Below are 25,660 nucleotides of genomic sequence, written 5' to 3' on the forward strand. Positions count from 1 at the left end.
GGGGGCGGGGGGGGGGGGGGGGGGGCGGGCGCGGGGCGCCCCCGGGCCCCCCCGGGGTTGGGGGGGGCGGGGCCCCCCCCCCCCCCCCCCGGCGGGGGGGCCCCCCCCCCCCCCCCGCGGCGCTAGGGCGTCGTTCGCGTGGCGGGCCGGACGGGACTTTCGGGCCACGCCCCGGGGCCTGCCCGGCGGGCCCCGGAGCTCAGTTCTTCTGGCAGGTCGGGCACCAGAAGAGGTTGCGGGCGGCGAGGTCGGCGGTGCGGATGCCGTCGCCGCAGAGGTGGCAGGGCTGCCGGGTGCGGCGGTAGACGTACACCTCGCCGCCGTGGTCGTCGACGCGCGGCGGGCGGCCCATCGCCTCGGGGGTGTGTTCCGGGCGGACGGTGTCGATGCGGTTGTTGCGGACGCCCTCGCGCATGAGGGCGACCAGGTCCGTCCAGATCGCGTCCCATTCGGCGGGGGTGATGTCCCTGCCCTGGCGGTAGGGGTCGATGCGGTGCCGGAAGAGGACCTCGGCGCGGTAGACGTTGCCGACGCCGGCGATGATCTTCTGGTCCATGAGGAGGGCGGCGATCGTCGTACGGCTGCGGGAGACGCGGGCGTAGGCCTTGGCGGGGTCGGCGTCGGCGCGGAGGGGGTCTGGGCCGAGGCGGGCGTGTACGGCCTGTTTCTCGGCGTCCGTGATGAGGGCGCAGGTGGTGGGACCGCGGAGGTCGACGTAGGCGGTGCTGTGGGCGAGGCGGAGGCGGACGGTGTCCGCGGCCGGGGGCGCCGGGGCGTCGCCGAAGTCGACCTTGCCGAAGAGGCCGAGGTGGATGTGGATCCACTCGCCGTCGCGGAAGCCCAGGAAGAGGTGTTTGCCGTGGGCTTCGGTGCGGGTGAGTCCGGCGCCGTCCAGGAGTGCTGCGGCGTCGGAGAACTTGCCCTGGGGGCTGGTCACACGCGGTGCCGTGCCGGAGAAGCGGTCGGCGTAGTCCAACGCCAGCCGGTGGATCGTGTGCCCCTCTGGCACGGTTGCTGTTCCTTTCCAGCCCCCTGTGGGGGCGGTCAGTCCTGCTGCGGGTGGTGCGCCGGGATCGGCGGGAGGTCGCCGGTCGTCTCGTAGTCGGCCAGCATGTCGATGCGGCGGATGTGGCGCTCGTCACCCGAGAACGGCGTGCCCAGGAAGGTCTCGACGAACTTCGTCGCCTCCTCCGCCGAGTGCATACGGGCGCCGACGGCGACGACGTTGGCGTTGTTGTGCTGGCGGCCGAGGGAGGCGGTCTCCTCGCTCCAGGCCAGGGCCGCACGGACGCCCTTCACCTTGTTCGCGGCGATCTGCTCACCGTTGCCGGAACCACCGATGACGATGCCGAGGGCGTCCTTGTCCGCGGCCGTGCGCTCGGCGGCGCGCAGGCAGAAGGGCGGGTAGTCGTCCTGGGCGTCGTAGATGTGCGGCCCGCAGTCGACCGGGTCGTGGCCCGCCGCCCTGAGCCATTCGACGAGGTGGTTCTTGAGTTCGAAGCCGGCATGGTCCGAGCCGATATACACGCGCATGGGATGAGTGTGACATGCGCGCGGCCGGGTAGCAGCGCGGGGTATCGCGACCACAAAACCCCGACACCACCATCGAACCTCAGGAAAACCTCAAGTAACGATCCGGAATCAGAGGTTCACGAATTGATTCGCCTACGTTTCACTGACTGCCCATGACTTCGCAGCCAACCCTTACGAAGGCCGACCGCGACCCCGGAGGCCCCGGCGAACCCGGTTCCGGTCTCCAGGCAGGTCTCAAGAACCGGCATCTGTCGATGATCGCCATCGGCGGTGTCATCGGCGCCGGACTGTTCGTCGGATCCAGTTCCGGAATCGCCACCGCCGGGCCCGGCATCCTGCTCTCCTACGCCCTCGTCGGCACGCTCGTGGTGCTGGTGATGCGGATGCTCGGGGAGATGTCCGCGGCCAACCCGACCTCCGGCTCGTTCTCCGCGCACGCCGACCGGGCGCTCGGCCGCTGGGCCGGCTTCTCGATCGGCTGGCTGTACTGGTTCTTCTGGGTCGTGGTGCTGGCCGTGGAGGCCACCGCCGGCGCCAAGATCCTCGAGGGGTGGGTCCCCGCCGTACCGCAGTGGGGGTGGGCGCTCATCGTGATGGTGGTGCTGACCGCCACCAACCTGGTCTCGGTCGGCTCCTACGGCGAGTTCGAGTTCTGGTTCGCCGGGATCAAGGTCGTGGCGATCGGCGCGTTCATCGTCGTCGGCGGGCTCGCCGTGTTCGGCGTGCTGCCCGGCGTCGACAGCGACAAGGCGGGGCTCTCCAACCTCACCGGCCACGGCGGCTTCCTGCCCAACGGCCCCGGCGCCATCCTCACCGGCGTCCTGCTCGTCGTCTTCTCCTTCATGGGCAGCGAGATCGCGACCCTCGCGGCCGGTGAGTCCGAAGACCCGCAGCGGGCCGTCACCAAGTCCACCAACAGCATCATCTGGCGGATCGGCGTCTTCTACCTCGGCTCGATCTTCGTCGTCGTCACCCTGCTGCCGTGGGACGACAAGTCCATCGCCGAACAGGGCTCCTACGTCGCCGCCCTGGACTCCCTCGGTATCGCGCACGCCGGTCAGATCATGAACTTCATCGTGCTGACCTCGGTGCTGTCCTGTCTGAACTCCGGCCTCTACACCGCCTCCCGCATGGCGTTCTCGCTCGGCGAGCGGGGCGACGCGCCGAAGGCGTTCGCGCGGGTCAACAGCCGGGGTGTGCCGATGGCGGCGATCCTCGCGTCGGTCGTGTTCGGTTTCGTCGCGGTCTTCTTCAACTACCTGTCCCCGGACACGGTCTTCCTCTTCCTGGTCAACTCCTCGGGTGCGGTGGCGCTGTTCGTGTGGCTGGTCATCTGCTTCTCACAGCTGCGGATGCGGCGGATCATCCAGCGTGAGGCACCGGAGAAGCTGGTCGTGCGGATGTGGCTGTACCCGTATCTGACCTGGGCGACGGCCGCGCTGATCGTGTTCGTGCTCGGCTACATGCTGACCGACACCAAGGGTGAGAGCAGCGGGCGTACGACCGTGCTGCTGTCGGTGCTCGTGGCCGCGGGGGTCGTCGCCATCGCCCTGGTGAAGGAGAAGGTGGCGAAGGGAAGGGCCGAGGCCGAGGCGCTCACGGCACCGTAGAAGCCGGGGTCGCGCTGCCGGTGGCGGGCGCGGCCGGACTGTGGTGGTCCCGACGGCGGTCGCGGAGCCGAACTCCGCGAGCAGGGCCGCGTAACCTGACGGAAGCTGTCAGGTTACGCGGCCATCCTGCCCTCATGGACACCGTCACCGAAACCGCCGGCCTCCCCTTCCTCCACCCCTCAGACCCCGGCTACGAAGAGGAACTCGCCGGGTTCCAGACGGGGTTCGCCCAGCGGCCCGCCGTGGTCGTCGCCGCCCGGGACGCCGCCGACGTGGCCGGTGCCGTGCGGTACGCGGCCGACCGGGGGCTGGGCGTGCGCGTGCGGGCCACCGGGCACGGGCTGCCCGGAGCCTCGGAGGGCGGGCTGCTCGTCAGCACCCGGCGCATGGCCGGGGTGAGCGTCGACCCCGTGGCCCGTACCGTCCGGGTCGGGGCGGGGGTGCGCTGGGGGGAGGTCGTGGCGGCGGCAGAGCCGCACGGGCTGGCGCCGCTCAACGGGTCCGCGCCGAGCGTGGGCGTCGTCGGGTACACGCTGGGCGGTGGACTCGGCATCCTGGCCCGGGAGTTCGGGTACGCCGCCGACCATGTCCGCTCCCTCGACGTCGTCACCCCGGACGGGCGGCCGAGGCGGGTCACCGTCGATTCCGAGCCCAAGCTGTACTGGGCGCTGCTCGGCGGCGGGACCCAGGGCCTCGGTGTCGTCACCGGGCTGGAGATCGGGCTCGTACCCGTGACGAGGCTGTACGGCGGCTCGCTCGCGTTCGACGGGCGGGAGGTCGCCGCGGCGGCCGTGCTGCGGGCGTACGAGGCCTGGACGCGGACCGTGCCCGAGACGCTGACCTCGTCCTTCGCCGCCGTACCGTATCCGGACCTGCCGGTGCTGCCGCCGCGGCTGCGGGGGCGGTATGTCGTGTCGGTGCGGGTGGCGTACACCGGCGACGACGGGGACGCGCTGGTCGCGCCGCTGCGGGAGCTCGGGCCGGCGCTCGACGACTCGTTGCGGGAGATGCCGTACGCCGAGAGCCACACGATCCACAGCGACCCGGACTTCCCGCACGCCTACTACGGGGAGGCCGCGGTGCTGAGCGAACTGGACGGGGAGCGGGGCGCCGAGCTGCTCGGGCGCACCGGGCCGGACGCCGGGGCCATGTGCGTCGTCCAGGTCAACCATCTGGGCGGGGCGCTGGCGAAGCCCGCGCCGAACGCGGTGCCGTACCGCGAAGGGCGGTTCCTGGTACGGCTGCTGACCATGGGAGAACGGGAGCGGGCGCGTGCGCTGCTCGACCCCGCCTTCGAGGTGCTCGCCCCGCACACCCTCGGGCGGGCCGCCAACTTCGCCTTCGGGGCCGGTGACCGGGCCGACGGGTGGTACGACCCGGAGACGCGCAAGAGGCTCGCCGAGGTCAAGTCGCGGTACGACCCGGCGAACCTCTTCCGCAACGGCTGAGGCCTCAGCGGCGGCCGACGAGCTTCCAGGCGGTGGGCAGCAGGCCCATCGCCAGGACCGCCTTGACGGCGTCGCCGATCAGGAACGGGGTGAGGCCGACCGCGATCGCGGTGGCTGCGGGAATGCCGGCCGCGTAGGCCAGGTACGGGACGCCGACGGCGTAGATGATCGCCTCGCCGGCCAGCATCGCGGCCGCCGTCCGCCACATGGAGCGGTCCGCGCCCCGTCGGGCCAGGGCGCCCACGGCGGCGGACGCGAGGATCATGCCGAGGATGTAGCCGAAGGATACGGAGAGCCCGGAGGCCCCGCCCGCGAACCACGGCACGCCGGCGAGGCCGGCCAGGGCGTACACGGCGAGCGCGGAGACACCGCGGCGGGCGCCGAGCGAGGTGCCGACCAGGAGGGCGGCGAAGGTCTGGCCGGTCACCGGGACCGGGGAACCGGGGACCGGAACCGCGATCTGGGCCGCGAGGCCGGTGAACGCGGCGCCGCCGAGCACGAGCGCGACGTCGCGGACACGGGAAGCGGGCAGGAGGTCGGCGAGGACCTGTCCGGGACGGGCGGTGGCGGCAGCGGTGCTCATGGGGACTCCGCGGAGAGGGGGACGGCTGGGGACACCGCGACGCTATCCCAGCGCCCACGGGCCGCCCACCGTCAGCGCTCGACAAAGAGGTGATCGGAAGCTTGGTGGGCTCCACACAAAGCATGCCGGTGACACCGGATGCGGCGTGACAACGATCACTGAGGTGGAGAGGTTTCGCTCACCCGGCGTCTCGTCAACGGATTGTGAACAACCACCAAATGAATCCTAGTGCTCTGGTCGGATTCACCTTTCCTGCCCTACTCTTCCAGCCATGGTTGCCCAGGCCCGGAACTTCACGTCGCGTCGCTATGTCGACCTGCGACGCCAGGGCACGTCCACCTGTCGCCGCCCGGCCTGAGGCGGGCTCCGGCGCGCCTCGGCCCTCCGAGACGTGTCGGCCCCCGTTCCCGAGGACGGTCACCCATGCCCCGTACCGCGGCACCCCCTCTTCGTACGTCCCCCGTCCCCCGCGTCGCCGACAGCGACCGGCGGCGCACCAGCGCCAGCGTGATCCTGCGGTCCGTGCTGGAGCACGGACCGGTGGCGCGCTCCACCATCGCCCGGCTGACCGGGCTGTCCCCGGCCGCCGTGACCGAGCACTGCGCCCGGCTCACCGGCCTCGGCCTGATCCGGGAGTCGGCCGCGCCCCACCGGTCGAACGGGGTGGGCCGCCCGCACGTCCCCGTCGACCTGGACGACTCCCGGTTCGTGGTCGGCGGGGTGCATGTGGCGGTGCCGTACACCACGGTCGCGCTGCTCGATCTGCGCGGGCGGGTGGTGGCGCGGCGGGAACTGAGGCACGAGGGCACGGATCCGATGCCGGTGCTGGCGCGCGCCACCGAGGCACTGGGGGCGCTGCTGGACCGGGCTCCGGAGTGCAGGGCCCTCGGTGTGGGGGTGGCGGTCGGCGGCTGGGTGGACCGGGAGTCGGGGACCGTCGTCGAGCATCCGCTGCTGGGCTGGCGCGATGTGCCGGTGCGGGACGTCGTCGAGGCGCACACCGGGCTGCCGGTCCAGGTGGACGGGCACGCGCGGGCGTTGGTCAACGGCGAGCGGCTGTTCGGGCGGGCGCGCGGCAGCCGCAGTGTGCTGCACCTGTTCGTCGGGAACGTGGTCGACGCGGCGTTCGCCACCCATGACCAGGTGCACCACGGGCCGCGCTCGCAGGCGGGCACCATCGCCCATCTGCCGGTGCCGGGCGGCACCGAGCCGTGCCAGTGCGGGCGCGTCGGCTGCCTCCAGGCCGAGTTGAGCGAGCGGACGCTGTGCCGGCGGGCACGGGAGGCGGGCGTCATCGACGGCGTGAACCCCCTGCACGTCGTCACGGCGGCGGCCGACGGCGACCGGATGGCGGTGCAACTGCTGGTGGAGCGGGCGGGAGCCGTCGGACGGGCGGCGCGGCTGCTGCTGGACGTGCTCAATCCGGAGACGGTGGTCGTCACCGAGGTCGGCGTCCTCCACCGGGCGGACTGCCTCGACGCGCTGCGCGCGGGGGTCGGCGACGAGCGCGCGGCGGCGGTCGTACCGACGAGCTTCCCTGATTCCGTGCTGGCCGTGGCGGGCGGCGCGGTGGCTCTGGACGTGCTCTACCGGGATCCGCTCGGGGTGTCACCTCGGGTGAGTTAATTCAGAAACTCCGTATATTGACAGTCCCTGCGAGGGGACAGGAACATCATTCCCATGAGCTGTCGCACTCTCTGTTGCTGACGCCCCGGTGCGCCGGGAGCGCGCCCTTCTTCCTTCCTTTTCTCGCGTGAGTTCCGTCGACCGAGTCCGGAATTCATCCTGACCTTTTCACCGCTTTCCCCTGGGGGGTCCTCCCATGCCTTCTTCCTATGACCGCCGGGTGTTTCTCACCTCCCTGCTCGGCGCCGCCGCCGGTGTCGCCGGTCTCAGCGGCTGCGCCGAGAGCAGTGCCGCCACCGGCGGAAAGGGCGCCACCACGGCCAAGCTCGCCGACCAGGTGCCCGCCGGCACCAGCCTGAAGATCGCCTCGTACCAGAATGTCCAGCAGCTGCAGTTCAAGCTGGCGAAGCTGCCGAAGCTGCCCTTCACGGTCGCGAGTTGGGTGAACATCGGGGCCGGTCCCGATGTCATCAACGCCTTCCGTTCGAAATCCCTGGACCTCGCGAACAATGCCGGTATCCCGCCGATCCAGGCGCATTACCAGGGATTCGACGCGAAGATCGTGGCGATCAACGTCACCCGTAAGCCGAACTATCTCTTCGCCACCAAGCCCGGCAGCGACATCCACACCGTCGCGGACTTCAAGGGCAGGAAACTCGCCTTCTCGCAGGGCCAGGCGCAGGGCGTGGTCCTGCTGCGGGCGCTGAAGAAGGCCGGCCTCGCGTACGACGACGTGAAGCTGGTCCCGCTGACCAGCAACCAGTTCCTCACCGCCCTGCAGTCCGGCCAGGTCGACATCGCCCCGCTCGGCAACACGCAGGCACCCGCCTACCTCCAGCAGTACGGATCCAAGGGCGCCCGCACCATCACCACCGACGTGGTCGACCTGCTCAACCTGCTGTGGGCGCCGGTGTCGGTGCTGGGCGACGAGGCGAAGGCGGCCGCGGTCGCCGCGTACGTCCCGCAGTGGGCCAAGGGCCAGGTGTGGCAGTACGAGAACCCCGGCACCTGGAACGAGGAGTTCTACGTCAAGACGCAGAACCTGACCCTCGCCCAGGCCGAATCGATCACCGCCCTCGCCAACAAGCCGCTGTTCCCGCCGAGCTGGGAGGAGGCGATCGCCTGGGAGCAGGAGACCGCGGACCTGCTCGCGGAGGGCGGCTTCGTGAAGAAGTTCGACGTCTCCTCCCTCTTCGACCACCGCTTCGAGGGCATCGCCGCGAAGTCCGTGCCCGCCGAGTACCGGAGTTGATACCGCCATGACCACCACCGCCCTCGGCACGGCACGCGTGGCCGTCGCCGCCGACGACGAGCAGCCCCGCAGGCGGCGCCGGAGCCTCGCCCCCGGCAGGCGTCTGCCCGCCGCCCGCCTGACCGGCCCGCTCCTCCTGCTCGCCCTCTGGGCCGCCGCCTCCGCCGCCGGACGGCTCGACCCCGGCGCGGTCCCGGCGCCCTGGACCGTGCTGAAGACCGGCGCCCATCTGTGGACCGACGGGACCCTGCCCACCGATGTCCTCACCTCGCTCGAACGCGCCGGATACGGCTTCGCGATCGGCCTCACCGCCGGAGTGGCGCTCGCCCTCGCCTCCGGCCTCAGCCGGACCGGGGAGGCGCTGATCGACGGGACGGTGCAGCTCAACCGGGCGATCCCGGTCCTCGGTCTGATCCCGCTGTTCATCCTGTGGCTGGGCATCGGCGAGACCTTCAAGATCGCGATCATCGCCATCGTCGTCTACATCCCGATCTATCTGAACACGCATGCCGCGCTGTCCGGCATCGACCACCGGTTCGTCGAACTCGCCGAGGTGCAGGGCCTGTCGAGGGTCCGGTTCGTCCGGCAGATCGTGATCCCCGGCGCACTCCCCGGATTCTTCGTGGGACTCCGTCTCGGCGTCACCGGATCCTGGCTCGGCCTGGTCGTCCTGGAGCAGATCAACGCCACCAGCGGCCTCGGCTACCTGATGTTCCAGGCCCAGAACTACGGCCAGTCGGACGTCATCCTCGTCGGCCTGCTCATCTACGGCGTCTTCGGCCTGATCTCCGACAGCGCGGTCCGTCTCGTCGAACGGAGGGTGCTGTCGTGGCGCCGCACACTGAGCAACTGACCCGCCCCGCCGTGCGGTTGCGCGGCCTGACCCGGTCCTTCGACGGGCGTACCGTCCTCGACGGCATCGACCTGGACATCCCCGCCGGACAGTTCGTGGCCCTGCTCGGGCACAGCGGATCCGGCAAGAGCACCCTGCTGCGGGCGGTCGCGGGCCTGGACCACGAGGTCGCCGGCAGCGGAGGGCTGACGGCGCCGGAGAGGGTGTCCGTCGTCTTCCAGGACTCACGGCTGCTGCCCTGGCGCCGGGTGCTGGACAACGTCCTGCTCGGACTCGACGGCAGGCGGGCCGAGCATCAGGGGCGCGAGGCCCTCGCCGAGGTCGGGCTGAAGGGCCGCGAGAGGGCCTGGCCCAACGAGCTGTCCGGCGGCGAGGCACAGCGCGCCGCGCTGGCCAGGTCGCTGGTGCGGGAGCCCGAACTCCTTCTCGCCGACGAACCGTTCGGCGCGCTCGACGCGCTCACCCGGATCAGGATGCACGCCCTGCTGCGCGAACTGTGGAAGCGCCACCGGCCCTCCGTGCTGCTCGTCACCCACGACGTGGACGAGGCGATCGTGCTCGCCGACCGGGTGCTCGTCCTCGACCAGGGCCGTATGGGCCTCGACCTGACCATCGACCGACCCCACCCCCGCTCGTACCGGGACCCGCTGCTCGGTGAGTACCGCGAGCGGCTGCTGGCCGCGCTGGGCATCACGGAGGACCACCAGTGACCACGAGACAACTGCACCTGAACGCCTTCCTCATGAACACCGGCCACCACGAGGCCTCCTGGCGGCTCCCGGAGAGTGATCCGTATGCCCATGTCGAGCTGGACCACTACGTCCGGCTGGCGCGGATCGCCGAGCGCGGCACGTTCGACTCGCTCTTCCTCGCCGACGGGCCGCAGCTGTGGAGCAGCGTCGCGCAGCGGCCGGCCGGGGCGTTGGAGCCGCTCACGCTGCTCACCGCACTGGCGACGGCGACCGAGCACATCGGTCTGATCGCCACCGCCTCCACCTCCTACAACTCGCCCTACAACCTGGCCCGCAGGTTCGCCTCGCTGGACATCATCAGCGGCGGCCGGGCCGGCTGGAACATCGTCACCACGGCCGGGGCGGAGGCCGCCCGCAACTTCGGCCTGGACGCGGAGCCCGCGCACGCCGAGCGGTACGCCCGGGCCGCCGAGTTCCTCGACGTGGCGCTGAAGCTCTGGGACAGCTGGGAGGACGACACGATCCTCGCCGACAAGGCGGCCGGCGTCTGGGGCGACGACGACAAGATCCATCCTCCCCGGCACCAGGGGACGTACTTCAGCGTCGAGGGCGCCCTGAACGTGCCCCGCAGCCCCCAGGGGTATCCGCTGCTCGTGCAGGCCGGGTCGAGCGAGGACGGCAAGGCGTTCGCCGCCCGGTACGCGGAGGCGGTGTTCACCGCGCAGCAGACGCTCCCCGACGCGCAGGCCTTCTACGCCGACCTCAAGGCGCGTACGGCGGCGGCCGGCCGCAACCCCGAGCACCTCAAGGTGCTGCCCGGCATCGTGCCGGTGCTCGGCTCGACGGAGGCCGAGGCGCGGGCGAACGAGCAGGTGCTTCAGGACCACATCGTGCACCGGCACGGGGTCGCCCACCTCGAGGGCCTGCTGCACCTTCCCGCCGGCTCACTGGAGCTGGACGCGGAACTCCCCTCCGACCTGCCCTCCGAGGAGGCGATCGAGGGCGCCAAGAGTCGCTACACGCTCGTGGTGGAGCTGGCCCGGCGCGAGCGGCTCACGGTGCGGCAGCTGATCGGACGGCTCGGCGGCGGGCGCGGACACCTCACCTTCGCGGGCACGCCCGAGCAGGTCGCCGACACGATCGAGACCTGGTTCACCCGGGGCGCCGCCGACGGCTTCAACATCATGCCGGCCGTCCTGCCCTCGGGCCTGGACGCCTTCGTCGACCACGTCGTACCGCTCCTGCGCGCCCGCGGCCTGCTGCGTACGGAGTACGGACCGCGCCGGACCCTGCGGGAGCGCTACGGCCTCCCCCGCCCCGCCAACCAGTACGTCACCGCTGGAGAGCACGCACCCGCCCTGGTCTGAAAGGACACCTGCTATGACGCTCGACATCCGCAAGGTCACCGCGAACATCGGCGCCCACGTCTTCGGCGTCGACCTCTCCAAGCCCCTCGACGAGGAGACCTACGCCGCCCTCCGCGAGGCGCTCAACATCCACAAGGCGCTGGTCTTCGACGAGGTGAACCTCGACGACGAGGGCCAGCAGGCCTTCGCCCGGCACTTCGGCGAGCTCACCACCGCCCACCCGACCGTGCCCTCCGTCGACGGCACCCCGAACGTGCTGCCCGTCGACAGCGAGCGCGGCCGCGCCGCCAACCACTGGCACACCGACGTGACCTTCGTCCTCAACCCGCCCCAGGCCAGCACCCTGCGCAGCCTGACCGTCCCGCCGTACGGCGGCGAGACCCTGATCGCCAGCTCCGCGGCCGCCTACCGCGACCTGCCCGAGCCACTGCGGCGGCTGGCCGACACCCTGTGGGCGGAGCACACCAACGACTACGACTACGCCGTACCGCAGGAGTCGGTCGACGAGGAGCAGGCCGCCGCCCGCGCGCAGTTCACCTCGATCACGTACCGCACGGTCCACCCGGTGGTCCGCGTGCACCCGCTGACCGGGGAGCGCGGGCTGTTCATCGGCGGCTTCGCGCAGCGGATCGTGGGCCTGTCGACCGCCGAGTCCCGCACGATCCTCGACCTGCTCCAGTCGTATGTGACCCGGCCGGAGAACCTGCTGCGGCACCGCTGGTCGGAGAACCAGCTGGTGCTCTTCGACAACCGCATCACCCAGCACTACGCGGTCGACAACTACGACCACCTGCCGCGCCGGCTGCACCGGGTGACCGTCGCGGGTGACGTGCCCGTCGGCATCGAGGGCAAGGAGAGCTACTCGATCGAGGGAGACGCGGCGCACTACACGTCCCTGGCGGCGTAACCGCCCGGGCACCGTTCGTACGGCGCCCCCGTGAGCCGGGCTCACGGGGGCGTCCGGGCGTTACAGGTTGCTGAAATCGGGACCCTTGGTGCGGGTGCGCTTGATCTCGTAGAAGCCGGGGACCGAGGCGACCGCGAGGGTGCCGTCCCAGAGGCGGGCCGCCTCCTCGCCCTTGGGGGCCGGGGTGACGACCGGGCCGAAGAAGGCGATCTGCTCGCCGTCGGGGCCGGGGACGGCGATGACCGGGGTGCCGACGTCCTGGCCGACCTTCTCGATGCCCTCCTTGTGGGAGGCGCGCAGCTGGGCGTCGAACTCGAAGTCCGTCTGCTCGGCGTAGTCGATCAGGGAGGCGGGCAGACCGACGTCCGCGAGCGCGCCCGCGATGGCCTCCACGGTCGGGCCCTCGCCGTTGTTGTGGATGCGGGTGCCGAGGGCGGTGTAGAGCGGGCCGAGGATGTCGGCGCCGTGCAGCTGCCAGGCGGCGGTGACCACGCGCACCGGCTGCCAGGCCTTGACCGCGAGCATCTCGCGGTACTCCTCGGGCAGCTCGTCGAGCTTGTTCTCGTTGAGGACGGCGAGGCTCATGATGTGCCAGCGCACCTCGATGTCGCGGACCTTCTCGACTTCCAGGACCCATCGGGAGGTCATCCAGGCCCACGGGCACAGCGGATCGAACCAGAAGTCGACGGGGGTCTTCTCGGACATGTGTCTCCTCGAGAGATCTGCAAGAGAGAAAGGCCTTCTCGACGAGAACACCGTCGTCCGCGCCGCGCATTCCCTGCTGCCGGAGTCAGGGACGCGTGGCAGGATCACTCTGTTCACAAGCCGTCCGGCCACCAACGAGGGAGTACCGCCCGTGCCCGGTGAGAACCTGTCCCGCGACGAGGCCCAGGAGCGGGCCGCACTGCTGTCCGTCGACGGGTACGACGTGTCCCTCGACGTGCGTTCCGCGGTGGGGGACGGGGGCTCGGACGGGGGGCCGCGCACCTTCCGCTCGGTCACCACGATCCGCTTCCGCTGCAACGAGCCGGGGGCGACCAGTTTCGCCGACCTGATCGCGCCGAGCGTGACCTCGGTCTCCCTCAACGGCCGCGACCTGGACCCCGGCGAGGTCTTCGACGGCACCCGGATCCTGCTGGAGGACCTGGCCGCCGAGAACGAGCTGGTCGTGGACGCCCAGTGCGCCTACTCCCGCACCGGCGAGGGCCTGCACCGCTTCGTCGACCCCGAGGACGGCGAGGTCTACCTCTACACCCAGTACGAGCCGGCCGACTCCCGCCGGGTCTTCGCCAACTTCGAGCAGCCCGACCTCAAGGCCCCGTTCCGCTTCGAGGTGCGGGCGCCCGAGGAGTGGACGGTGTGGAGCAACGGCGTCGGCGAGCGCGCGGACGGGGTGTGGCGGTTCGCGGAGACGAAGCCGATCTCGACGTACATCACGTGTGTCGTGGCCGGTCCGTACCACTACGTGACGGACTCCTACACCCGTGACCTCGGTGACGGTACGACGCTGGAGATCCCGCTCGGCGCGCTGTGCCGCAAGGGCCTGGCGCCCCACTTCGACGCCGAGGACGTCTTCCTGATCACCAAGCAGGGCCTGGACTTCTTCCACGAGCACTTCGACTACCCGTACCCCTTCGGGAAGTACGACCAGGCGTTCGTCCCCGAGTACAACCTCGGCGCGATGGAGAACCCGGGTCTGGTGACCTTCCGGGAGGAGTTCATCTACCGGGGGAAGGTGACACGGCTGGCGTACGAGGGCCGGGCGAACGTCATCCTGCACGAGATGGCGCACATGTGGTTCGGCGACCTGGTGACCATGGAGTGGTGGGACGACCTGTGGCTGAAGGAGTCCTTCGCCGACTTCATGGGCGCGTTCGCGCTGGCCGGCGCGACCCGCTTCACCGACGGCTGGATCACCTTCGCCAACCGGCGCAAGGCCTGGGCGTACCGCGCCGACCAACTCCCCTCCACGCACCCGATCACGGCCGACATCGGCGACCTGCAGGACGCCAAGCTCAACTTCGACGGGATCACGTACGCCAAGGGCGCGTCCGTCCTGAAGCAGCTGGTGGCGTACGTCGGCCAGGACGCGTTCCTCGAGGGCGCCCGCCGCTACTTCAAGCGGCACGCGTACGGCAACACCCGTCTCGGTGACCTGCTGTCGGTGCTCGCCGAGACCAGCGGCCGGGACATGGCCGTATGGGCGCGGTCCTGGCTGCAGACGGCGGGCGTGAACGCGCTGACCCCGCAGGTGCTGCTGGACCCGGAGGGCCGGATCGCCGAGCTGTCGGTGGTCCAGGAGGCGCCGGAGTCGCACCCGGAGCTGCGGCCGCACCGGGTGGCGATCGGCCTGTACCGCCGGGAGGAGGGCCGGCTGGTGCGGTACGCGCGCGCCGAGGCGGACGTCGACGGCCCGCGTACGGTCGTGACGGGGCTGGCCGGTCAGCAGTCCCCGGAGCTGGTGCTGGTCAACGACGACGATCTGACGTACTGCAAGATCCGCTTCGACGAGACCTCGCTGGACACGCTGCGGTCGCACCTGGGCGACATCACGGACCCGCTGGCCCGCGCGCTGTGCTGGTCGGCGCTGTGGAACCTCACCCGGGACGCGCTGCTGCCGGCGCGGGAGTTCATCGCACTGGTGCTGCGGTTCGCGGGGCGCGAGTCGGACATCGGGGTGCTGCAGATGCTGCACGCGTGGGCGGAGTCGGCGCTGGTGCACTATGTGGCGCCGCCGCTGCGCGGGACCGGTGAGCGACTGCTGGCCGAGGGCGCCGAGCGCGAGCTGTACGCCGCCGAGCCGGGCAGCGAGCACCAGCTGGCGTGGGCGCGGTTCTTCGCGCGGACGGCCGAGGACCCGGGTGGCTTCGAAACGCTGCAGGGCCTGCTGGACGGCACGACGGGCATCGACGGGCTGGAGGTCGACCAGGAGCTGCGGTGGACGTTCCTGGAGCCGCTGGTCGCACACGGGTTCGCCGACGAGAAGGCGCTGGAGGCGGAGCTCGCCCGGGACGACACGGCGTCCGGCAGGCGCCACCAGGTCCGCTGCCTCGCCGCCCGCCCCTCGGCGGCGGTCAAGGCGCAGGCGTGGGCCCAGGTGGTGGAGTCCGACGAGCTGTCCAACGCGCTGGTGGAGGCGACGATCGCGGGCTTCGCCCAGCCCTCGCAACGGGAGCTGCTGGCGCCGTACCGGGCGAAGTACTTCGCGGCGATCGAGCGGGTCTGGTCCGAGCGGTCGATCCAGATCGCGATGACCATCGTCAAGGGCCTGTACCCGTCGCTCCAGGACTCCCCGGAGACCCTGGTGGAGACGGACGTCTGGCTGGCGGCGCACGACTCGGCGCCCCCGGCGCTGCGCCGGCTGGTCCTGGAAGCATGGGACGACCTGGCGCGGGGCCTGCGCGGACAGGCGTGTGACGCGCGGGCCGAGGACCACCACTAGGGCTCCATCAGGGCGTGTTCGACAGTAGCCGGACGGGACTTTCGAACACCCCAGCTCTGGCCATGGCTTCCGCCGACGGCGACCGTTACGGAATTCAGGCAATCGGACCCGTAACCCCTGGCCCCACCCTTCGGGACCAGGGGTTTCGGTGCCTACTCGGCATCCGAACACGCGTCCTTTAGGACGAGCTTGTCCGGGTTTGTCGACAGGCGTGTAACAGCGGTTAGGGGGCGGACCGGCTGCGGAATCCCCGTTGCATGAACCACAACACCCCCCTCCCCCCGGCCTCCCCCCGCTCGCTGCGTCACCTCTCGCGCGATGTGCACTGCCGGGTCCTGACGGCGGCCCAGCTCCGCTCGCACGGCGTCTCACCGGCCGAGACCAGCGCCCAGTGCCGCCCCGGCGGCCCCTGGCAGCAGTTCCTCCCGGGCGTGTACCTGCTGCATCCGGGACCGCCGACCAGCGAGGAGCGGCTGCACGCGGTGCTGCTGTACGCGGCCCGCGAGGTGCCGGGCACGGCCGGGGTGCCGGCCCAGCCGGACGCCGGGAGTCCGCACCGCCCGGTGTACGCCGAGGCCATGATCACCGGCCTGGCGGCCCTCACCCTGCACGGCTTCACGGACGCCCCCCCGCTGCTCTCCCTGGAGCGGATCGACGTCCTCGTCCCGCGGCTGCGCCTGGTGCGCTCGACGGGCTGCGCCCACGTCCTGCGCACGGCGTGCCTGCCGGCTCCCGAACAGGCGACGGGAGTCCCGGTGGCACCGGTGCCGCGCGCGCTCGCCGACGCGGTGGCCGGGCTGACGGACGCGGGGGCGGTACGGCGGCTGCTGTCGGAGGCGGTGCGCGCGGGGCACTGCGAACCGGCCGCCGTCGTGCGGGAGCTGAACAACGCCAAGCTGCTGAGCCGACCGCACGTGGTGGACGCCGTCGACTCCCTCCTGGCCGAGGGCCGCGCGATCGCGGAGGACCGCCTCTACCGGATGGTGAGCGAGTACGGCCTTCCCGACCCGCTCTGGAACGTGGAACTGCGCCTGCCGGGCGGACCGCACCTGGGCGGCCTGGACGCGTACTGGCCGGAGCAGGCGGTGGCGGTCGAGCTGGACACGCGCGCACCCCGCCAGGAAGACGACGCGATGTGGTCCGAGTACGCCCGCAAGCGGGAGCACCTGGAGCGGCTGGGCATCACGGTCGTGCACATCACACCGAAGAAGCTGAGGGACGCGATGCAACAACAGGCCACGGTGGTCCGCACGGCCCTGATGGCCTCGGGCGACCGGGACCCGGCCGCGTACGTCACGGTGCTGCCCCGGTAGTGACGGGCCGGGGCGCAATCCGGAGGGGAGAGGAGGGGCCACCGGCAGCCGGCGGCCCCTCCTCGTCGTGCGGTCCGCCGCTCGACCACGGCGGTGCACACGGCGGGCCGCCGCCGCTCGGGCCCCACGACGGGGCCCAGCCGGCGCCGTGGGGGCGCCCCGCCCTCACAGCGGGTCGGACAGCGTCCGCCGGCCCGCGCCCGCGTACACCCGGTCGATGAGCGCCGCGTAGGACGCGATCATCCTCGAACGGCTGAAGCGCTCGCGACTCGCGGCCAGAGCGGGGGCACAGGCGTCCCTGCCCGCCACCGCCTCCGTCCAGGCCGCCGCGATGGCGGCCGGGTCCGGCGGGGTCAGGATGCCGTGGCCCGCCACGATCGCCGCGCTGTCGCCGACGTCCGTGGCGACCGGGACAGCGCCGCACATCATGCCCTCGATGAGGCACAGGGGTGCCGCCTCGCCCCAGGCGGAGGTGAGGGAGACCACGTCGGCGCCGGCGTAGACCGTCTCCATGTCGTGGCGTACGCCGAGCAGGCGCAGGCGGCTCCGGTCCCGTCCGTCGAACGCCTCCGCGATGTCCGCCGTGAGGCCGGGGTTCGCCGCCGTCATGCCCGCCCCGCACATCAGGACGTGCCCGTCGGGGACGGAGCCCAGCCAGGCCCTGGCCGCCGCCAGGAACAGGGGGACGTTCTTCATGCCGTCGTAACGGGCCGCGAAGACGATCACCGGGGCGTCGGCCGGGATGTCCAGGGACGCGCGGACCGCCAGGCGGCGGGCCGGGTCCGGGCGGAAGCGGATCAGGTCTACGCCGTTCGGGATCACGTGCAGGAGGGCGGACGGGACGCCCGCCGCCTCGTAGGCCGCCCGGGTCGACTCGGCGCAGCACACGGCCGCCGCGACCGTGCCGTCGGCGATCGCGGCCTTGAGGTCGTCCAGGGCGCGGCCCTGGTTCTCGGGGTCGGAGCGGTGCAGACAGACCACCACCGGGCGGCGCGGCAGGCCTCCCTGGCGGAGCAGCGCGAGGGGCTGCTCCTTGAGGGAGAGGATCACATCGGCGTCGGCCGTCGCCCGCGCGGTATCGGCCAGTTCCGGGCCGCTGAAGACGGCCGGATCGGTACCCCCTATCCCGAACGTACGGCCGAGCGAGCTGACGCCCACGTCGGCGCCCGTCAGCGCCCGGTAGCAGGCGTCGTCCTCCATCCGCTGGCGGGTGGCCTCGCGGTGCACCTCGCCGTGGATGCTCAGTACCCGGTGGTGCTGGCCGCCTTCCCACAGTCCCAGCACCACGTCGCTGTGCACGATCCGGGCGCCTCCGGAGAAGAACCCCTCATAGACCGACAACACCCGAAGTCCGCGTCCCGCACGCACATGATCACCCGCCTTGCGCCGATATCCAGCCATCCCCGTGGAGTGCGGGTTAGCCGATATGAGGCGGTACAGACGTTTCGTACGCGTGAACGGGATGTCACATGTTCTCGTCCGGTCGGTGACACCCCGGAAGGATCACTTCCTTTGGATCAGTTCCGGCGGAATTCTTCCGCCGGATCACCTCCCGCTCTGGATCACTTCCTCTTCAGGACAAGCTCCGTGTTCCGGTCCTTCGGCTCCCCGCCGAGCCGGGCCCCGTCGAAGCGGGCGTTCGCCGAGAGCTCCCGGTAGAGGGCGGCCAGTCCGGTCTGGGAGAGGTCGGCGAAGTCGGTGCGGTGGGGGGCGGCGGACTCGACGAGGGTGGTGTGGAGGGAGAGGGTGCCGTCCTTGTTGTCGACCAGTTCGATCACCCGCGCCAGCTGCGGGAACTCCACGTGGGAGGCCGTGGAGACCTCCCAGAAGGCGCCGCCGGCCGCCGACCCCCGGTGCGGGGTGATGTCGTTGCGGTGGATGTGGCCGTTCACCCAGGCGACGACGTTGCGGTGGCGGCCGAGCAGGGCCGTCAGCTCGGCGCCGGTGTGCCGCCGCTCACCCGGGTGGGCCGGGTCGGGGCGGGTGTTGGACATGCTCTCGCTGGTGTGGTGGCTGAAGACGATCGCGTACATGTCCTGGTGGGCGCGCAGGGTCGCGTCCAGCCACTTCAGCTGTGCGGTGCCGATCGAGCCGTTGTAGTGGCCGCCGGGGTCGGTGGTGTCGAGGCTGACGCCCAGGACCTTCTCGGCGATCGGGAAGGTGTAGTACTGGGTGCCCGCGGCCAGGTTGGCCGAGGTGTAGCCGTGGCCGACCGGGCCCGCTCCCCGGTACGCGGGGTCCAGATGGGCCCTGAGGTGGTCGGCGGGGGTGTAGGGGGCACGGCGCTCGTCCGGGGTGACCGTGCGCATGGCGCGGGTCTTGGATTTCAGCAGGTCGCGGATGACCGTGCCCCGGGGGTCCTTGTCCTGGCTGATGCTCTGCTGCAGCCGCGTCGCCTCGGCGGCGGTCAGCTCCATGAGCTTGCGGCCGCCCACCGCGTACTCGGCGAGGTAGGAGTCGCCGTGCGCGTAGCAGCCCAGGGGCATCGCGTCGTGGTTGCCGACCGTGGAGTACCAGGGCAGGGTCAGGCCGGGGCTGTTCACCTCGCGGATGGCTGCGGCGAGGAAGCCGTCCAGGTGCGGGAAGCCGCGCTGCTTGTAGGCGTCGCGGGAGGTGGAGTCGGGCTGCCAGTACAGCGGGACGCCGCTGTTCTGGACGCCCTCGTAGTGGCGCGGGTCGCCGGAGTTGGGGGTGATGCGGCCGCCGCTCATCACCGTCAGGTACCAGTCCAGCTCGGTGTGGGCGTTGTTGTCGGTGTTGTCGCCGGTGGTGACGACGAAGTCCAGCGGGGCGCCGGTGACGGGCGCGGCCCGCAGGGAGTTGACCCGCTCGATCAGCGACACCGCGCCCTGCACGGTCAGCGCCTCGTGCGGCCGCCAGGAGATGTCGCTCGCGGCCCGCAGGTACTCCAGCCGCAAGGGGTGCTGGCTGTCGATCAGATGCAGATCGGTGAGCTGGACGAAGGCCGCGAGGGTCGTACGGCGGCCCGCGCGCCCGGGCTTGGGGGCGGCGAGGTCGGCGCGGACGACGCGCTGCCAGCCGGCGGCGCTGCCGAGACGGCGGTAGCCGGAGCCGGCGCGCGCGGCGGCGACGGAGGCGAGGGTGGTGCCCTTGGTGTAGGGAGCGAGCGGTGCGGCGGCTGGCGCGACCGCGGCCTCCCGGGCCGGGACGGCCGGGGTGTTCGCGGGTGCGGCCTGGCTGTCGGTGGGCCGCAGGGCGTAACCGACGCCCGCGGAGACGGAGACGGCCGCGGTGGCGGTGGCGGCGAGGACGGTACGACGGTCGACCCCCAGCACGGAGGACGTGACAGAGCGTGTGCGCGACATGGCGCGATCTCCCCGAGTGCGAACGCGTCGGCAGTGGACGCGGGTCGGTCGCAGCCGCGAACGACCCGCTGTACCGGATGCTCGACACCGGGAATGGCCTGTGCGTGAACGCTTCCGCAACGTGAAGCGCCGATCGCCGTACGTCGATCACGGACGCCCTGGGCCGACCTCGGCTGCTCCTCGCACCGCCCGGAGGCCGTCACTCCGCGTTCATCTCCCGGGGTAACCGAGGAGGTCTCCGGGCCTTTCACCCCTCCGGCGGCACGAACACCCGGCCGGTCACCGGCCGTTCGCGCCACAGCTTCAGCGCCACGTCGATCAGCCGGACCCGGGTGAGGCCCGGCACCGCCTCCAGGTCGTGCCAGGCGGCCAGGTCGGTGGAGCCGCCGACCTCGTTGCGGAGTTCGCCGCCGACGACCCGGCCCTCATAGACGATGCGCAGACCCTGGTGGTCGACGGGACCGCGCAGACCCTCGCGGCGGAAGACACGGCGGAAGGAGTCGATGCCCAGGAGCCCGGTCACCTCGACGCGGTAGCCGGTCTCCTCGTCCAGTTCGCGCACGACGGTCTCGACGGGGTCCTCGCCGTGGTCCATGCCTCCGCCGGGCAGCACCCACTCGTGTCCACCGCCGGCCGCCGGGGAGCGGGCGAGCAGGATGCGTTCGTCCCGGACGACCACGGCGTAGGCCGCCACCCTCAAGTTCTCTCGCACAGACCGACGTTACCGACCAAGCCGCACAGGGGCGACCGACTTTCGCACAGGGTTCACGTAGAGGGTTTTCCCCATGGATCCATATCGTTTCGGTCAACACTCCCCAAACAACCGCCTGTTGCGTAAAGCTTTGCGGTCGTCCGGGACCGCGTTCCGGACCTTCGCGACCGGGCATGACCAGCCCGTTCGCTGTCCTTTACCGACAAGGGATGCCGATGACCCTCACCCCCCAGCGGGAACCGATATCGGGCGCGAGACGCGCCGCCCGCACAGCCGTCGCCGCGGGCCTGGTGGCCGCTCTGTCCGCGGCCGGACCGATCCCCATGGCGTTCTCCGCCGACACCGGCCGGGCCCCGGCCGTCGCCGACCCGGGCGTGAAGTCCGCCCCCGGCAAGCTCGGCTCCGACGACGCCGGCCTGCTCGCCGAGGCCAAGGCCGACGGCGACAAGACCGTCACCATGATGGTCGCGACCGCGCCCGGGAAGACCGAGCAGGTCGCCGGGCAGCTGGACGCGGTCGACGGGGGCATCGTGGGCCGCAGCGACGACAAGCTCGGCTATGTCCGCGCCACCGTCCCGACCGGAAAGGCCGACGCGGCCATCGCCGCCGCCGCGAAGCTGTCCTCGGTGCACGCGATCGACCTGCGCCAGGAGATCCAGCTCGACGACCCGACTCCGGACACCGGCGCACAGGGCGCCAAGTCCGGCTCGGCCAAGGGCACTTACACCGCTCCGAACAAGAAGACCCCCGCCACGAACCCGTACAACCCCTCCTTCGAGACGGGCGCGGTGTCCTTCGTCGAGGACCACCCGAAGTACGACGGCCGCGGGGTCACCATCGGCGTCCTGGACTCCGGCGTCGACCTCGGACACCCGGCGCTGCAGAAGACCACCACCGGCGAGCGCAAGATCGTCGACTGGGTGACGGCCACCGACCCGGTCGCCGACCGCGACGGCACCTGGCTGCGGATGAACTCGGACGTGACCGGTCCGCAGTTCACCGCCGGGGGCCGCACCTGGAAGGCGCCCCAGGGCTCCTTCAAGTTCCAGCTGTTCGCCGAGGCCGCCACCAAGGGCGGCGACATGGCCGGCGACCTCAACCGCGACGGGGACACCACCGACGTCTGGGGCGTGCTCTACGACGCGGCCGCCGGCACCGTGCGGGTGGACCTGGACAGCGACGGCGACTTCACCGACAACGAGGCGCTCAAGCCGTACAAGGACGGCTTCCAGATCGGCTACTTCGGCACCGACGACCCGGCCACCGAGGTCGCCGAGCGCATCCCGTTCGTCGTCGAGATCCGCAAGGACGTCGTCTACAACGGCGCCGGGGCCAAGGCCGACTACGTCAGCATCGGCGTCGTCGAGAGCCGCCACGGCACCCACGTCGCCGGCATCACCGCGGCCAACGGCCTGTTCGGCGGGAAGATGAACGGCGCCGCGCCCGGTGCCAAGCTCGTCTCCTCCCGGGCCTGCACCTGGACCGGCGGCTGCACCAACATCGCGCTCACCGAGGGCATGATCGACCTCGTCACCAAGCGGGGCGTCGACATCGTCAACATGTCGATCGGCGGTCTGCCTCCGCTGAACGACGGCAACAACGCCCGCGCGGAGCTGTACACGCGCCTCATCGACACCTACGGCGTCCAGCTGGTCATCGCCGCGGGCAACGAGGGCCCCGGCACCAACACCATCGGCGACCCCGGCCTGGCCGACAAGGTCATCAGCGTCGGCGCCTCCATCTCCAAGGAGACCTGGGCGGCCAACTACGGCTCGGGCGTGACCAAGAAGTACGCCATGCTGCCCTTCTCCTCCGCGGGTCCGCGCGAGGACGGCGGCTTCGTCCCGACGCTGACCGCGCCGGGCGCCGCGATCAACACCATCCAGACCTGGTCCCCGGGCGCCCCGGTCGCCGAGGCGGGCTACAGCCTCCCGGCCGGCTACGCCATGCTCCAGGGCACCTCGATGGCCTCCCCGCAGGCCGCGGGCGCGAGCGCGCTCCTGCTGTCCGCCGCCAAGCAGCGGCACATCGAGCTGTCGCCGCTGACCCTGCGCACCGCGCTCACCAGCACCGCCCGCCAGATCAAGGACGTCCCGGCGCATGTCCAGGGCGCCGGTCTGATCCGGATCGTGCAGGCCTGGGACGCCATCAAGGACGGCGCCACCGCGCATGACTACACGGTGAAGGCGCCGGTCGACACCGCGCTCGACGCCGCGCTGAAGGAGCCGGGCTTCGGCACCGGCCTCTACGACCGCGAGGGCGGCCTGAAGACGGGCCAGAAGAAGTCGTACGACATCACCATCACCCGCACCTCCGGCCCCGCCCGCCCGGTCCGTCACGAGCTGGACTGGAAGAACGACGACGGCACCTTCAAGCTCCTCGGCGACGACGAGGTGACCCTGCCGCTGAACCAGCCGGTCACCGTCAAGGTGCAGGCCAAGGCGAAGACCGCGGGCGCGCACAGCGCCATCCTGGAGCTGGACGACGAGCGCACCGAGGGGATCGACAAGCAGATCCTCGCCACGGTGGTCGTCTCGCAGCCGCTGGCCTCGCCGTCGTACTCCCTGTCGAAGTCGGCTTCGGTGCAGCGCAACAGCAGCACCTCGTACTTCGTGACGGTGCCTCAGGGCGCGAAGACCCTGGAGGTCGCGCTCGGCGGGCTGAAGGACAAGAGCCAGACCCGGTTCATCTCGCTCCACCCGTACGGGGTGCCGGTCGAGGACTCCTCGACGATCTACTGCTACCCGGACTACTCGCTCCCGAGCGACCCCAACACCTGCCGTCCCGACCTGCGGACGTACACGGACCCGACGCCGGGCGTCTGGGAGATCGAGGTCGAGTCGCGGCGCACCTCGCCGTACCTCGACAACCCGTACACGCTGGACGTGTCGGTGCTCGGCACGGACTTCGACCCGGCCGTGCGCACCCTGCCCGAGGCGACGATCGGCACGCCGGTCACCGCCGAGTGGAACGTCACCAACCACTTCGCCCCGCTGACGGCGAAGCTGGAGGGCGGCACGCTGGGCTCCGCCAAGCTGGCCACGCCGAGCATCGCGGACGCCGCCTCGCAGCAGTCCACGGTGGTGGTGCCGGAGGGCGTCGAGCGGTTCGACGTCTCCATCGGCGGCGTCTCCGACGCGGCCGCGGACCTCGACCTGACCGTCTACCGGGACGGGGTGCAGGTCGGCCAGTCCGCCGACGGCGACTCGGAGGAGTCGGTCAGCCTGACCGAGCCCGCCGCCGGCACCTACACGATCGTGGTCGACGGCTACAGCGTCCCGGCGGGGACGACGACGTACTCCTACAAGGACGTCTACTTCGCCCCCGCGCTCGGTTCGCTGAGCGTCGACACCGGCAAGACCGTCACGATCGCGAGCGGCGCCACGGCGACGATCTCCGGCGAGGTCCTGGTGAAGTCCGCGGGCCCCGAGGGCCGGCAGTTCTTCGGTGAGGTCCGCCTCGTCAACGCCCGCGGCACGGCCGCCGGCACCGGAACGGTCGTGATCGAGAAGGTTACCGGCTGATCCAGGCCCGGCGGACGACGAGAACGCCGGAGAACTGAACAAGGGAAGCGAGAAAAAGGGAAAAGAGGAAAAAGAGGAAAAGGGGTGGGCTCCCCCGAAGGGCCCACCCCTTTCGCCTTTCGCCGTACCGGGCGATGCCGCCCCCCGCGGCGGCACCGTCCGGCATCGGATCGCCCGGCGAGCGGCCCCTTGCCGGGCTTGTCCGGGCGTTGCCCGAGCGCTGCCCGGGCGTTGTCGACAGTAGGGCCGCCCGCCGCCCCGCGGGGTCCTGCCGACTGGCACCCCGTGGCCATGGCCGGGAAATGCCAGCGGAACCCCGGCGAGCCGAACGCTTGAACATGCGAACACGCAAACGGAGGATCGACTACCGTCGGCTACGAACTGACCAGTAGTCACGGGCCACACCCGTCACCGGCATCGCAGGGGGAACCATGCTGGAGACCATCGGCATCGACCGACCGACGCACGACGTCTACCGGTCCCTGCTGCTGCACCCGTCATGGACCCTGGAGGACATCGCCCGCGAGACCGGCCTGTCCACCACCGACGTCCGCTCGGCCCTCGACGTCCTGACCCAGCTGTCGCTGCTGCACGAGGCCGCGGACCACCAGTTCGTCCCCGTCAGCCCCGACGTGATCCTCTCCCCGCTGCTGCTGCGCAAGGAGGCCGAACTCGACGAGCAGCGGGCCCGGCTGTCGCAGGAGCGCGCCGCGCTGGCCGCGCTCAACTCGGACTACGCCGCCCTCGCCGCCCGCCGCGCCGACAGCGGTGTCGAGCGGCTGGAGGGCGTCGACGCGGTCCGGGTGCGGCTGATGGAACTGGCGCACCAGGCCAGTGTCGAGGTGCGCACCTTCGTGCCCGGCGGGGCCCTGAGCGCCGCCGCCCTGGAGGCGGGCCGGCCGCTCGACGAGCAGAACCTCGCCCGCGGGGTGCGCATGCGCACCGTCTACCTGGACAGCGTCCGCAACGACCCGGCGACCGTGGAGTACGCGACCTGGCTCGCCTCCCTCGGCGGCGAGACCCGCACGGTCCCCGCCCTGCCGATGCGGATGATCCTCTCCGACCACTCGACGGCCGTGATCCCCATCGACGCCGACGACAGCCGGCAGGGCGCCCTGCTGATCCGCTACCCGGGGATGGTGCGGGCGCTCGAGGAGCTGTTCGACGTGGTCTGGGAGAGCGCGGTCCCGCTCGGCTCCGCCCCGCAGAGCACCCCCGAGGACGCGCCGACCGACCGGGAGGCGGCGCTGCTGAGGATGCTCGCGGCCGGGCTCACCGACGAGGGCATCGCCCGCAAGATGGGCGTCTCGCTGCGCACGGTCCGCCGCAACACGGCCGACCTCCAGAAACGCCTCGGGGTGCAGAGCCGGTTCCAGGCGGGCGCCGAGGCGGTACGGCGCGGCTGGCTGTGACCGTGCGCGTCGCTGGCCGCTCCCTGCCATGACCGGGGGCTGACACACGGGCGGCACGGC

19 protein-coding genes are annotated in these 25,660 nt (G+C 71.6%); 12 read left to right on the forward strand and 7 right to left on the reverse strand.

Annotation, left to right across the window (positions count from 1 at the left end):
- Positions 1-199 precede the first annotated feature (199 nt).
- Together ACIBVL_RS33910 and ACIBVL_RS33915 are read right to left on the reverse strand one after the other, a co-directional pair.
- Positions 200-1,009, reverse strand: a complete 810-nt coding sequence (locus ACIBVL_RS33910; RefSeq protein WP_399103351.1) for an Fpg/Nei family DNA glycosylase — start codon at positions 1,007-1,009, stop codon at positions 200-202.
- A 35-nt stretch (positions 1,010-1,044) separates the two neighbouring features.
- Entirely contained in the window at positions 1,045-1,533 is a 489-nt protein-coding gene (locus ACIBVL_RS33915; protein WP_399103354.1) for a ribose-5-phosphate isomerase, read from the reverse strand.
- Positions 1,534-1,685: 152 nt separating this feature from the next.
- Here ACIBVL_RS33915 and ACIBVL_RS33920 point away from each other — a divergent pair, with 152 nt between their 5' ends.
- Entirely contained in the window at positions 1,686-3,143 is a 1,458-nt protein-coding gene (locus ACIBVL_RS33920; RefSeq protein WP_399103356.1) for an amino acid permease, read from the forward strand.
- Positions 3,144-3,277: 134 nt separating this feature from the next.
- Positions 3,278-4,591, forward strand: coding sequence for an FAD-binding oxidoreductase (locus ACIBVL_RS33925; protein WP_399103359.1), 1,314 nt, complete (start codon positions 3,278-3,280; stop codon positions 4,589-4,591).
- A 4-nt stretch (positions 4,592-4,595) separates the two neighbouring features.
- On the opposite strand, the gene ACIBVL_RS33930 is transcribed toward ACIBVL_RS33925, so the two are convergent.
- Positions 4,596-5,174: a biotin transporter BioY gene (locus tag ACIBVL_RS33930; protein ID WP_399103362.1), complete on the reverse strand. Its 579-nt coding sequence runs from the start codon at positions 5,172-5,174 to the stop codon at positions 4,596-4,598.
- Between the two features lie 423 nt (positions 5,175-5,597).
- On the opposite strand from ACIBVL_RS33930, the gene ACIBVL_RS33935 reads away from it, so the two are divergent.
- The 6 genes from ACIBVL_RS33935 to ACIBVL_RS33960 all read left to right on the forward strand — a co-directional run bounded on the left by ACIBVL_RS33935 (position 5,598) and on the right by ACIBVL_RS33960 (position 11,871).
- The gene (locus ACIBVL_RS33935) at positions 5,598-6,800 is read left to right on the forward strand and encodes an ROK family protein (protein ID WP_399103364.1); all 1,203 of its coding nucleotides are present in this window, start codon (positions 5,598-5,600) and stop codon (positions 6,798-6,800) included.
- 196 nt (positions 6,801-6,996) lie between these two features.
- Positions 6,997-8,052, forward strand: coding sequence for an ABC transporter substrate-binding protein (locus ACIBVL_RS33940; protein ID WP_399103366.1), 1,056 nt, complete (start codon positions 6,997-6,999; stop codon positions 8,050-8,052).
- Between the two features lie 7 nt (positions 8,053-8,059).
- A complete protein-coding gene (locus tag ACIBVL_RS33945) occupies positions 8,060-8,905 on the forward strand; it encodes an ABC transporter permease (protein WP_399103368.1) in 846 nt (281 codons plus the stop codon).
- A complete protein-coding gene (locus tag ACIBVL_RS33950) occupies positions 8,881-9,615 on the forward strand; it encodes an ABC transporter ATP-binding protein (RefSeq protein WP_399103370.1) in 735 nt (244 codons plus the stop codon). Before ACIBVL_RS33945 ends, ACIBVL_RS33950 begins: the two co-directional genes overlap by 25 nt.
- Positions 9,612-10,964, forward strand: coding sequence for an LLM class flavin-dependent oxidoreductase (locus ACIBVL_RS33955; RefSeq protein WP_399103373.1), 1,353 nt, complete (start codon positions 9,612-9,614; stop codon positions 10,962-10,964). Before ACIBVL_RS33950 ends, ACIBVL_RS33955 begins: the two co-directional genes overlap by 4 nt.
- 13 nt (positions 10,965-10,977) lie before the next feature.
- The gene (locus ACIBVL_RS33960) at positions 10,978-11,871 is read left to right on the forward strand and encodes a TauD/TfdA dioxygenase family protein (protein ID WP_399103376.1); all 894 of its coding nucleotides are present in this window, start codon (positions 10,978-10,980) and stop codon (positions 11,869-11,871) included.
- Between the two features lie 60 nt (positions 11,872-11,931).
- Here the strand turns inward: ACIBVL_RS33960 and ACIBVL_RS33965 are convergent, their stop codons facing one another.
- The gene (locus ACIBVL_RS33965) at positions 11,932-12,576 is read right to left on the reverse strand and encodes a DsbA family protein (protein WP_399103378.1); all 645 of its coding nucleotides are present in this window, start codon (positions 12,574-12,576) and stop codon (positions 11,932-11,934) included.
- Positions 12,577-12,727: 151 nt separating this feature from the next.
- Here ACIBVL_RS33965 and pepN point away from each other — a divergent pair, with 151 nt between their 5' ends.
- Positions 12,728-15,313, forward strand: coding sequence for an aminopeptidase N (gene pepN, locus ACIBVL_RS33970; RefSeq protein WP_399103380.1), 2,586 nt, complete (start codon positions 12,728-12,730; stop codon positions 15,311-15,313).
- A gap of 257 nt (positions 15,314-15,570) precedes the next feature.
- The gene (locus ACIBVL_RS33975) at positions 15,571-16,626 is read left to right on the forward strand and encodes a hypothetical protein (protein ID WP_399103383.1); all 1,056 of its coding nucleotides are present in this window, start codon (positions 15,571-15,573) and stop codon (positions 16,624-16,626) included.
- Between the two features lie 165 nt (positions 16,627-16,791).
- Here ACIBVL_RS33975 and ACIBVL_RS33980 read toward each other — a convergent pair whose 3' ends face one another.
- The 3 genes from ACIBVL_RS33980 to ACIBVL_RS33990 all read right to left on the reverse strand — a co-directional run bounded on the left by ACIBVL_RS33980 (position 16,792) and on the right by ACIBVL_RS33990 (position 20,664).
- Positions 16,792-17,970 (reverse strand): glycosyltransferase, encoded by a 1,179-nt coding sequence (locus ACIBVL_RS33980; protein ID WP_399103385.1) that lies wholly within the window; start codon positions 17,968-17,970, stop codon positions 16,792-16,794.
- A 218-nt stretch (positions 17,971-18,188) separates the two neighbouring features.
- Positions 18,189-19,952, reverse strand: a complete 1,764-nt coding sequence (locus ACIBVL_RS33985) for a TIGR03767 family metallophosphoesterase (RefSeq protein WP_399103388.1) — start codon at positions 19,950-19,952, stop codon at positions 18,189-18,191.
- Between the two features lie 247 nt (positions 19,953-20,199).
- Positions 20,200-20,664 (reverse strand): NUDIX hydrolase, encoded by a 465-nt coding sequence (locus ACIBVL_RS33990; RefSeq protein ID WP_399103390.1) that lies wholly within the window; start codon positions 20,662-20,664, stop codon positions 20,200-20,202.
- A 215-nt stretch (positions 20,665-20,879) separates the two neighbouring features.
- Here ACIBVL_RS33990 and ACIBVL_RS33995 point away from each other — a divergent pair, with 215 nt between their 5' ends.
- Both ACIBVL_RS33995 and ACIBVL_RS34000 read left to right on the forward strand, forming a co-directional pair.
- Positions 20,880-24,188, forward strand: coding sequence for a S8 family serine peptidase (locus ACIBVL_RS33995; RefSeq protein ID WP_399103392.1), 3,309 nt, complete (start codon positions 20,880-20,882; stop codon positions 24,186-24,188).
- Positions 24,189-24,619: 431 nt separating this feature from the next.
- Positions 24,620-25,600: a LuxR C-terminal-related transcriptional regulator gene (locus tag ACIBVL_RS34000; protein ID WP_399103394.1), complete on the forward strand. Its 981-nt coding sequence runs from the start codon at positions 24,620-24,622 to the stop codon at positions 25,598-25,600.
- Positions 25,601-25,660 lie beyond the last annotated feature (60 nt).

It is taken from the genome of Streptomyces sp. NPDC049687 (assembly GCF_044465285.1).
Taxonomy (GTDB): Bacteria; Actinomycetota; Actinomycetes; order Streptomycetales; family Streptomycetaceae; genus Streptomyces.

Bases quoted from the DNA above. Each gene is read 5' to 3' on its own strand.
- ACIBVL_RS33915 (WP_399103354.1), bottom strand. From the start codon at position 1,533: ATGCGCGTGTATATCGGCTCGGACCATGCCGGCTTCGAACTCAAGAAC.
- ACIBVL_RS33920 (WP_399103356.1), top strand. From the start codon at position 1,686: ATGACTTCGCAGCCAACCCTTACGAAGGCCGACCGCGACCCCGGAGGC.
- ACIBVL_RS33925 (WP_399103359.1), top strand. From the start codon at position 3,278: ATGGACACCGTCACCGAAACCGCCGGCCTCCCCTTCCTCCACCCCTCA.
- ACIBVL_RS33930 (WP_399103362.1), bottom strand. From the start codon at position 5,174: ATGAGCACCGCTGCCGCCACCGCCCGTCCCGGACAGGTCCTCGCCGAC.
- ACIBVL_RS33935 (WP_399103364.1), top strand. From the start codon at position 5,598: ATGCCCCGTACCGCGGCACCCCCTCTTCGTACGTCCCCCGTCCCCCGC.
- ACIBVL_RS33940 (WP_399103366.1), top strand. From the start codon at position 6,997: ATGCCTTCTTCCTATGACCGCCGGGTGTTTCTCACCTCCCTGCTCGGC.
- ACIBVL_RS33945 (WP_399103368.1), top strand. From the start codon at position 8,060: ATGACCACCACCGCCCTCGGCACGGCACGCGTGGCCGTCGCCGCCGAC.
- ACIBVL_RS33960 (WP_399103376.1), top strand. From the start codon at position 10,978: ATGACGCTCGACATCCGCAAGGTCACCGCGAACATCGGCGCCCACGTC.
- ACIBVL_RS33965 (WP_399103378.1), bottom strand. From the start codon at position 12,576: ATGTCCGAGAAGACCCCCGTCGACTTCTGGTTCGATCCGCTGTGCCCG.
- ACIBVL_RS33975 (WP_399103383.1), top strand. From the start codon at position 15,571: ATGAACCACAACACCCCCCTCCCCCCGGCCTCCCCCCGCTCGCTGCGT.
- ACIBVL_RS33985 (WP_399103388.1), bottom strand. From the start codon at position 19,952: ATGTCGCGCACACGCTCTGTCACGTCCTCCGTGCTGGGGGTCGACCGT.
- ACIBVL_RS33995 (WP_399103392.1), top strand. From the start codon at position 20,880: ATGACCCTCACCCCCCAGCGGGAACCGATATCGGGCGCGAGACGCGCC.
- ACIBVL_RS34000 (WP_399103394.1), top strand. From the start codon at position 24,620: ATGCTGGAGACCATCGGCATCGACCGACCGACGCACGACGTCTACCGG.